The sequence below is a fragment of the Rhodococcus sp. BS-15 genome (assembly GCF_000813105.1).
Lineage (GTDB): Bacteria > Actinomycetota > Actinomycetes > Mycobacteriales > Mycobacteriaceae > Rhodococcoides.
The window spans coordinates 1-7472 of sequence record NZ_BAOX01000243.1; the positions used below are offsets into that span (position 1 = coordinate 1).

Annotated in this window: 7 protein-coding genes and 1 pseudogene; 5 read left to right on the forward strand and 3 right to left on the reverse strand. The window is 65.4% G+C overall.

Going from position 1 to position 7472, the window contains the following annotated elements; all coding sequences use genetic code 11:
• Positions 1-1381, reverse strand: a pseudogene (locus RHBS_RS31630) (DEAD/DEAH box helicase); the annotation flags it as partial.
• A gap of 284 nt (positions 1382-1665) precedes the next feature.
• On the opposite strand from RHBS_RS31630, the gene RHBS_RS21170 reads away from it, so the two are divergent.
• Positions 1666-2388: a ferritin-like fold-containing protein gene (locus tag RHBS_RS21170; protein WP_237669524.1), complete on the forward strand. Its 723-nt coding sequence runs from the start codon at positions 1666-1668 to the stop codon at positions 2386-2388.
• 129 nt (positions 2389-2517) lie between these two features.
• Entirely contained in the window at positions 2518-2745 is a 228-nt protein-coding gene (locus RHBS_RS21175; protein WP_032397679.1) for a DUF3107 domain-containing protein, read from the forward strand.
• Between the two features lie 72 nt (positions 2746-2817).
• Here the strand turns inward: RHBS_RS21175 and RHBS_RS21180 are convergent, their stop codons facing one another.
• Positions 2818-3471, reverse strand: coding sequence for a TetR/AcrR family transcriptional regulator (locus tag RHBS_RS21180; RefSeq protein ID WP_121872522.1), 654 nt, complete (start codon positions 3469-3471; stop codon positions 2818-2820).
• Between the two features lie 300 nt (positions 3472-3771).
• On the opposite strand from RHBS_RS21180, the gene RHBS_RS21185 reads away from it, so the two are divergent.
• The 3 genes from RHBS_RS21185 to RHBS_RS21195 all read left to right on the forward strand — a co-directional run bounded on the left by RHBS_RS21185 (position 3772) and on the right by RHBS_RS21195 (position 7026).
• Positions 3772-4851 carry a DUF3152 domain-containing protein gene (locus RHBS_RS21185; RefSeq protein WP_128646380.1) on the forward strand — a complete coding sequence of 360 codons (1080 nt, stop codon included), beginning with the start codon at positions 3772-3774 and terminating at the stop codon, positions 4849-4851.
• 93 nt (positions 4852-4944) lie between these two features.
• The gene (gene moeZ / locus RHBS_RS21190) at positions 4945-6111 is read left to right on the forward strand and encodes an adenylyltransferase/sulfurtransferase MoeZ (RefSeq protein WP_128646381.1); all 1167 of its coding nucleotides are present in this window, start codon (positions 4945-4947) and stop codon (positions 6109-6111) included.
• 60 nt (positions 6112-6171) lie between these two features.
• Entirely contained in the window at positions 6172-7026 is an 855-nt protein-coding gene (locus RHBS_RS21195; RefSeq protein WP_128646382.1) for a TIGR02569 family protein, read from the forward strand.
• On the opposite strand, the gene RHBS_RS21200 is transcribed toward RHBS_RS21195, so the two are convergent.
• The coding region (locus RHBS_RS21200) for a FadR/GntR family transcriptional regulator (RefSeq protein ID WP_237669526.1) at positions 7016-7472 on the reverse strand (457 nt) is incomplete at its 5' end. The genes RHBS_RS21195 and RHBS_RS21200 overlap by 11 nt on opposite strands.

A 7472-nucleotide genomic window follows, 5' to 3' on the forward strand; every position in this document is an offset into this window, starting at 1 on the left:
GTCCGCCTTCTCCGGGGCGCGCGAGGGTGCCTTGCGCACGGTGCCGGTGGCGTCGGTGGCGATACCGAGGTCGGTGAACAGGTGCGGCGAGCTCGAGTAGGTCTCGACCGGATCCGGCATGCCGAGATCGAGCGCCTTGTCGATCAGCTGCCAACGGGGGATGTCGTCCCAGTCGACCAGAGTGACCGCGATGCCGGTGCGTCCTGCGCGGCCGGTGCGGCCGATGCGGTGCACGTAGGTCTTCTCGTCCTCGGGGCACTGATAGTTGATGACGTGGGTGACGTCGTCGATGTCGATACCGCGGGCTGCGACGTCGGTAGCAACCAGAACGTCGATCTTGCCCGTCCGGAACGACTTGAGGGCTTTCTCACGCTGGACCTGGCCGAGGTCACCGTGCACGGCACCGACCGAATATCCGCGTTCGGCCAGTTCGTCGGCGACCTTCTGGGCGGTGCGCTTGGTGCGGGTGAACACCATCGTTGCGCCGCGACCTTCGGCCTTGAGGACCTTGGCGACCATCTCGACCTTGTCGAGGGCGTGGGCCCGGTAGACGTGCTGAGCGGTGCGGTCGTGGACGGCCGAGGACTCCGCCTCTTCGGCGCGGATGTGCGTCGGCTGAGTGAGGAACGTCCGAGCCAGGGTGATGATCGGGCCGGGCATCGTGGCGGAGAAGAGCATCGTCTGACGCTTGTCCGGAACCATGCCGAGGATGCGTTCGATATCGGGGAGGAACCCGAGGTCGAGCATCTCGTCGGCCTCGTCGAGAACCAGGACCCCGACCTTGCCGAGGATCAGGTGGTTCTGCTTGGCGAGGTCGAGCAGTCGGCCCGGGGTGCCGACGACGACGTCGACGCCGTTCTGCAACGCGCTGATCTGCGCCTCGTACGGACGGCCACCGTAGATGGAGAGCACCTTGACGGGGCCGTTCGCGCCGCTGAGGTACTTGGACGCGTTCTCGAGGTCGGAGCTGACCTGAACGCACAGTTCACGCGTCGGCACGATCACCAGGGCGCGGGGGGGTGCCGTCGAGCGGGGAGGTGCCGGAGTTGTCCGTGGCGAGTCGGTGCAGCAGGGGCACACCGAAGCCGAACGTCTTGCCCATTCCGGTACGTGCCTGACCGATGAGGTCGTCGCCCGCGATGGCGAGCGGCAGCGTCAACTCCTGGATGGCGAACGTGCGCTCGATTCCCATCTCGGAGAGCGCGCGAACGATGGTGGGGTCCACGTTCAGCTCGGCGAAAGTCGGTGGAACGTGCGTGTCGTCCAGCTGCGCCGACAGCGTGGTGTCGCCGGTGTCGGACTCTTGGTCGATGACTATCTTGCTCAGGGGACTGGCCTTCCTCGTGTTCGAAAGTGCGCACGAGGAAGGGCATAGGCCTATTGCCGGCCGAAGTCGATGCCCTCGATCCGATGTGATGTCGCCGTCAGCCTCAGCGCGGCCGCGAACTGCGATGTCCGCTGCGGCGAAGCTGTCGAGGCGACCCGGATCAGGTGCGCACACATTATCGATGACCGTCGCGTGCTTCTTCGGTCCGTTTCATCGGTCCGCGAGCGACGATCGAGCACCATGGTAGCTTGCCGAACGGAATTCTCCATTGTCGGCAGGTCACGGTAGGTCCGGCGCGCGCCGCGACGAGGCGTCGGGCACCGGACTACGATTGCCACATGGGAGCCCATTCGTCGGAGCCGTCGTCCGCAGTTTCACCCACCACCCTCGTCGAGTCGGACCGAGTCGAGCCGGCGATCGCGCACGATCACCCCGGTATTCCGGATCTGTTCGCGGTGCTCGCATACGGCGAGATCTCCGCGTTCTATCGCCTGGCGGAGGACGCTCGAATGGCTCCGTCCATGGAAGGTCGCGTCGCGCTCGCGAGCATGGCGGCTGCGGAGATGAGCCACTTCGAGACGTTGCAGAAAGCCTTGTCGGACCGCGGTCTCGACGTGTATGCCTCCATGGATCCGTTCGTTCGCGCCCTGGACGAGTACCACGAGTCGACGACCCCGTCGACGTGGTTGGAGTCGTTGGTCAAGGCGTACGTGGGCGACGGCATCGCGGCCGATTTCTACCGGCAGATCGCGCACAGTCTCGACCCCGACGTGGCCGAGATCGTTCGCGACGTGCTCGCCGAGACCGGACACTCGGAGTTCGTGGTGCACGAGGTGTCCGACCGGGTCCGTGCGAGCTCGCAGGACAAAGCACGACTGATGCTGTGGGGTCGTCGTCTGCTCGGTGAGGCCATCACGCAGGCGCAGTTCGTGCTCGCTCGCCGCGAATCACTGACCGATCTCGTGATCACCGCGTCGGGCGACCTCAACGGAGTGGTCGCACTGTTCGATCGCATGCAGGAACAGCACGCGGAACGGATGTCCTCACTCGGCCTGGACTGACCGCTGTGGCCGGTGTTCGCCGACAGCACAGGGCGGTGTTCGCTGACAGCACAGGGCGTCGGGCGTCTGGGGCGACGCCGCTGCACTAGCCTGGCGTGAGCAGAGTTGTCGAGAGTTCGGAGGTTGACCGTGGAGGTCAAGATCGGTGTTTCGGAGAGTTCCCGTGAGCTCGTCGTGAACAGCACGCAGTCCCCGGCCGAGGTCGAAGCGCTCGTATCGACCGCCTTCGCCGGTAAGGACGGAGTGCTGTCTTTGGAGGACGAGAAGGGACGCAAGTTCTTGATTCAGGCTTCCAAGGTGTCGTACGTCGAGATCGGTCCGTCCGATGCTCGGAAGGTCGGCTTCGCGACCGCCTGAGACGGCTCGGAACGCACTACACGCCCCTCACTGGCATCGAGTGAGGGGCGTGTTGCGTTCGTGGGTCCGGACCTACGGTGCCTGCAGAGGAACGTGTGACAGACCGCCCCAGGCCAGCGACACCGTGGTGTCGACGGCGTCTTCCTTGGAGATCGGCCGGTCGGCTTCGAGCCAGTACCGAGCGGTGAACTGGCTGGCACCGACCAGGCCGACAGCCAGTACGCGGGCCCGGTAGGGATCGAGTCCGGAGTCGTGGGCAACCAGGTCGAAGACGGCGTCGACACACGCTTCGGTGGCCTGCTCGACGCGCGCATTGACCTGCGGGTCACCCATCAGATCGGACTCGAAGACCAGGCGAAATCCCTGTGTGTCGGTGTCGACGAAGTCGTAGAACGCCAGCACCGCGGCACGAACGCGCTGCCGATTGTCCGTGGTCGAGCGCAGGGCCTGGCGTACTCCTGCGATCAGGGTGTCGACGTAGCTCTGCAACACCGCCAGATACAGCTCGAGCTTTCCGGGGAAGTGCTGGTACAGGACCGGCTTGCTGACGCCTGCGCATTCTGCGATCTCGTCCATTCCGGATGCGTGATATCCGCGGGTCACGAATATTTCGCTCGCAGCAGCGAGCAGTTGCGCCCGACGGGCATCGCGCGGCAATCGTGCGCTGCGGCGATTGCCGGTGGTGGCCGGCCGGTCGGAAGACCGCCGGTCGTCGAGATCTGTCATAAATTCTGTTCCCATCCGCGTCGACAGCTGCGCTCGTCTTGGTTCGACAACGAACGGTCCGGCATGAACTTCCGGCGGGTGGCCGTCGGTTCGGACCGTTCGTAGCGCAGATCACGCGCAACGATACTCGTGGCCGACTGCACCCACGCGATCCTGGGGGACCGTTGCGGAAAGTGCGCAATACCGGATCATGTCGAGCGGTTTGTTCGTACGATGTTTCCGAACCGAAAACCCGATAGTTCCGTTCCCGCTATCGGCGTGCCGAGCAGCGGGCGGTGAGGATTGTGAGATCGTGATCGAGTGACTGACCGAGGCGGGCCGCGTATCCGCGGTGGTGTGCAGTCGGGTGGCGTCGACGGCAATGACGACGATCGGTCGGACGACTTCCCACGCACCGTGGGAAGTCGTGGGTCGCATCAACCGCTCCGGGCGCAGTGGGACCCGACGCAACGCGAGGTCAAGCAACGCAGTCGTCGACCGGATCGTGACATCAAGAAGCAGAGCAAGCTCGGAAAGTTCGCGTCCACGTACGGGTGGCGGGCGTACGCGGTTCCGATTCTGATCGTGGTGACCGCGCTCGTCGTGTTCGATGCCGTGCGTACCGGTGACCCCGTCACCGGCACTGCAGCGCAGTCCACCAACGCCGATCCCGGATTCGGCACCTTGAGTTCGGATACGACGTCGGGTACCGGAATCATCGGTGTGCCGCCGCAGGCCGACGGCAACTTCGCGGCGTCGATCTCGTCGGGTGAACTACCCGACGGCGGTCCGTTCGCGGTGCAGGGAGCCGGAACGTGGCGCACCGTGTTGGGCACCACCGAGCAGGTGGGTCAGGGGACCGAGCGGGTGTTTACCTACACGGTCGAGGTCGAGGACGGCGTGGACACGGTCGGGTTCGGCGGCGACGAGTCGTTCGGCCGTCTCGTGGATCAGACGCTTGCCAACCCGAAGAGTTGGACCAACGATCCACGGTTCGGATTCCGGCGAATCGATCAGGGCGACCCCGACTTCAGGATCTCGCTGACCTCGCAACTGTCGATCCGGCAGGCCTGTGGCTACGACATCCAGCTCGAGGTGTCCTGCTACAACCCCGGCATCGAGCGAGTGGTGCTCAACGAGCCGAGATGGGTGCGCGGAGCGATCTCGTTCCAGGGCGACATCGGCTCGTACCGTCAGTACCAGATCAATCACGAGGTCGGCCACGCGATCGGTTACCAGCAGCACCAACCGTGCGAGACCGACGGCGGGCTCGCACCGGTGATGATGCAGCAGACATTCGGGACGTCCAACGACGACATCGCGCGACTGGACCCTGCTGGCGTCGTTCCGATGGACGGCAAGACGTGCCGATTCAATCCGTGGCCCTACCCGCGAGGCTGATCGGCTGGGTTCAGGACAGGCCGGGGGATTAGATTCGAACGTGGCGCGCCGGGTATTCGGTCGCCGTGTCGAGTCGAGGAGCGTCGCTGCGTCGTGGTCCACCTACCCCCGCTGGTCGAACCCTCAGGCGAACTGACGCCCGAGGACGTCGCCCGATACAGCCGGCACCTGATCATTCCCAGTGTGGGAACCGACGGTCAGAAGCGACTGCGCAACGCCCGCGTGCTCGTCGTCGGTGCCGGGGGACTCGGCTCACCCGCGCTGCTGTACCTCGCAGCCGCCGGTGTCGGGACTCTGGGCATCGTGGAATTCGACGATGTCGAACTGTCGAACCTGCAACGGCAGATCATCCACGGTCGGTCCGACGTGGGTCGTCCGAAGGCCGACAGCGCCAGGGACTCGATTCTCGAACTCAACGACGGCGTCGACGTGACGCTGCATCGTGTTCGGCTCGACTCGACGAACGCGCTCGAGCTCTTTCGGCAGTACGACCTCGTGCTCGACGGGACCGACAACTTCGCCACCCGATACCTGGTCAACGACGCGGCCGCTTTGGTCGGAATCCCGTACGTGTGGGGCTCGATCTACCGGTTCGAGGGGCAGGTGTCGGTGTTCTGGGATCAGGCCCCCGGCGACGCAGGTATCAACTATCGCGACCTGTACCCCGAGGCTCCGCCGCCGGGCATGGTGCCCTCGTGCGCCGAAGGTGGGGTGCTGGGCGTGCTGTGCGCGTCGATCGGGTCGGTCATGGTGACCGAGGCCATCAAGCTGATCACCGGAATCGGCGAGACGTTGCTGGGTCGATTGATGATCTACGACGCGCTGGCGATGTGCTATCGAACCGTCGGTCTGACTCGGGACCCGCATCGAACGCCGATCACCGAGCTGATCGATTACGAGGCATTCTGTGGAGTGGTACCGGTCACCGAATCCACCGGCGAGTCGATCACCCCGGCGGAGCTGCACGCGATGATGCAGTCCGGTTGCGAGATTGCCCTCATCGACGTTCGTGAGCCGGTGGAGTGGGACATCGTCCGCATCGACGGTGCGCGCTCGATACCCAAGGATCGGATCCTGTCGGGCACGGCGATGGCAGATCTACCGCAGCACGTCCCCATCGTGCTCTACTGCAAAACCGGCATCAGGTCCGCGGAGGTGCTCTCCGCCCTCGTCGGTGCCGGTTTCTCGGATGCCGCCCATCTGCACGGCGGAATAGTGGAGTGGGCCAAGCAGATCGATCCCGGTTTGCCCATGTACTGATGCGGTCCGTGTGTGCGCGTCGTCCGCAGTGGCACCGCGATCGGCGGTAGCGTGGCGCTCGTGAGCTCTGTCGAACCTCCTCAGCACGTGATCTCTACGTTCGGGCTGCGCGATGTCGAGCCTGCACCTCTCGGTGCGGACTGGGACGGTGGATGGCGTCTGGGTGACGTCGTGCTGTCTCCGGTGGCAGACCATGCCCGCGCCGCGTGGTCGGCGAAGGTGCGCGAGACACTGACCGTCGACGGGGTTCGTCTCGCCCGACCCGTGCGTTCGACCGACGGCCGATACGTCGTGTCGGGCTGGCGCGCAGACACGTTCGTCGCCGGCGAACCGGAGCCCCGTCACGACGAGGTGATCTCGTTGTCGATGCGGTTGCACGCGGCGACCGCGCAACTCGACCGACCCAGATTTCTGGTTCAGCCTCCCGTGGCCCCGTGGGCCGATGTGGACGTGTTCGTTGCTGCCGACAGAGCGGCCTGGGAAGCGGTCCCGCTGCGCTCTGCTCGCGGCGCCGGCGCACCCGAGCCGTCGTCCAGTGATGGCAAGAGCAGCCTGGAATTGGTCAAACAGCTTGCGACACTGCGCAAGCCCGTCGAGTCACCCGACCAGTTGGTGCACGGTGATCTGTTCGGAACGGTGTTGTTCTCCGGAAGCGATGCTCCCGGGATCAGCGACATCACCCCGTACTGGCGTCCCGCGCCCTGGGCTGCCGGGGTGGCCGTGGTGGACGCACTTTCCTGGGGTGATGCCGACGACGGTCTGGTCGGCCGCTGGGACGATCTACCGGAATGGCCGCAGATGTTGCTGCGCGCGTTGATGTTTCGTCTCGCAGTACACGCGCTTCACCCGCGATCGACGTCGGAGGCCTTCCCCGGCTTGGCGCGAACGGCAGATCTGGTGCGCCTCATTCTGTGAGTTCCGCTGCGCGAGCTGGGGATTCGGAGAGTTCGTGGAACAGTGACCTCGCGGCCTGCATCGCACGGGCTGCGTCGCCGTCGATGACCGCCGCCACGAGCGCGGTGTGTTCGTCGACGTAATCGTCGTCGTGCTGGGTGGCGTGGTGGCGCATGGCGTCGTGGATCACCGGCAGCAGCGAATCGTAGAACTCCAGATAGATGGCGTTGTGGCTGGCCGCGACGATGGCGCGGTGCAGGCGTGCGTCGATCCGAACCGCATCTGCCAGCGGAGTCTCGCCGGACCACGCCGCGTTGCGATCGGCCAGCGCGGCCAGCATGGCACGGATGTCGCGTCGTCGCGTCGGTCGGCCGCAAGAGCCGCCGCAGTGACTTCCAGGGTTCGCGTAGCTCGGTGACGTCGCGGTGTCGGGGCGTCCGAGAAGTACTTTCCCAGGGTTCCGCCGA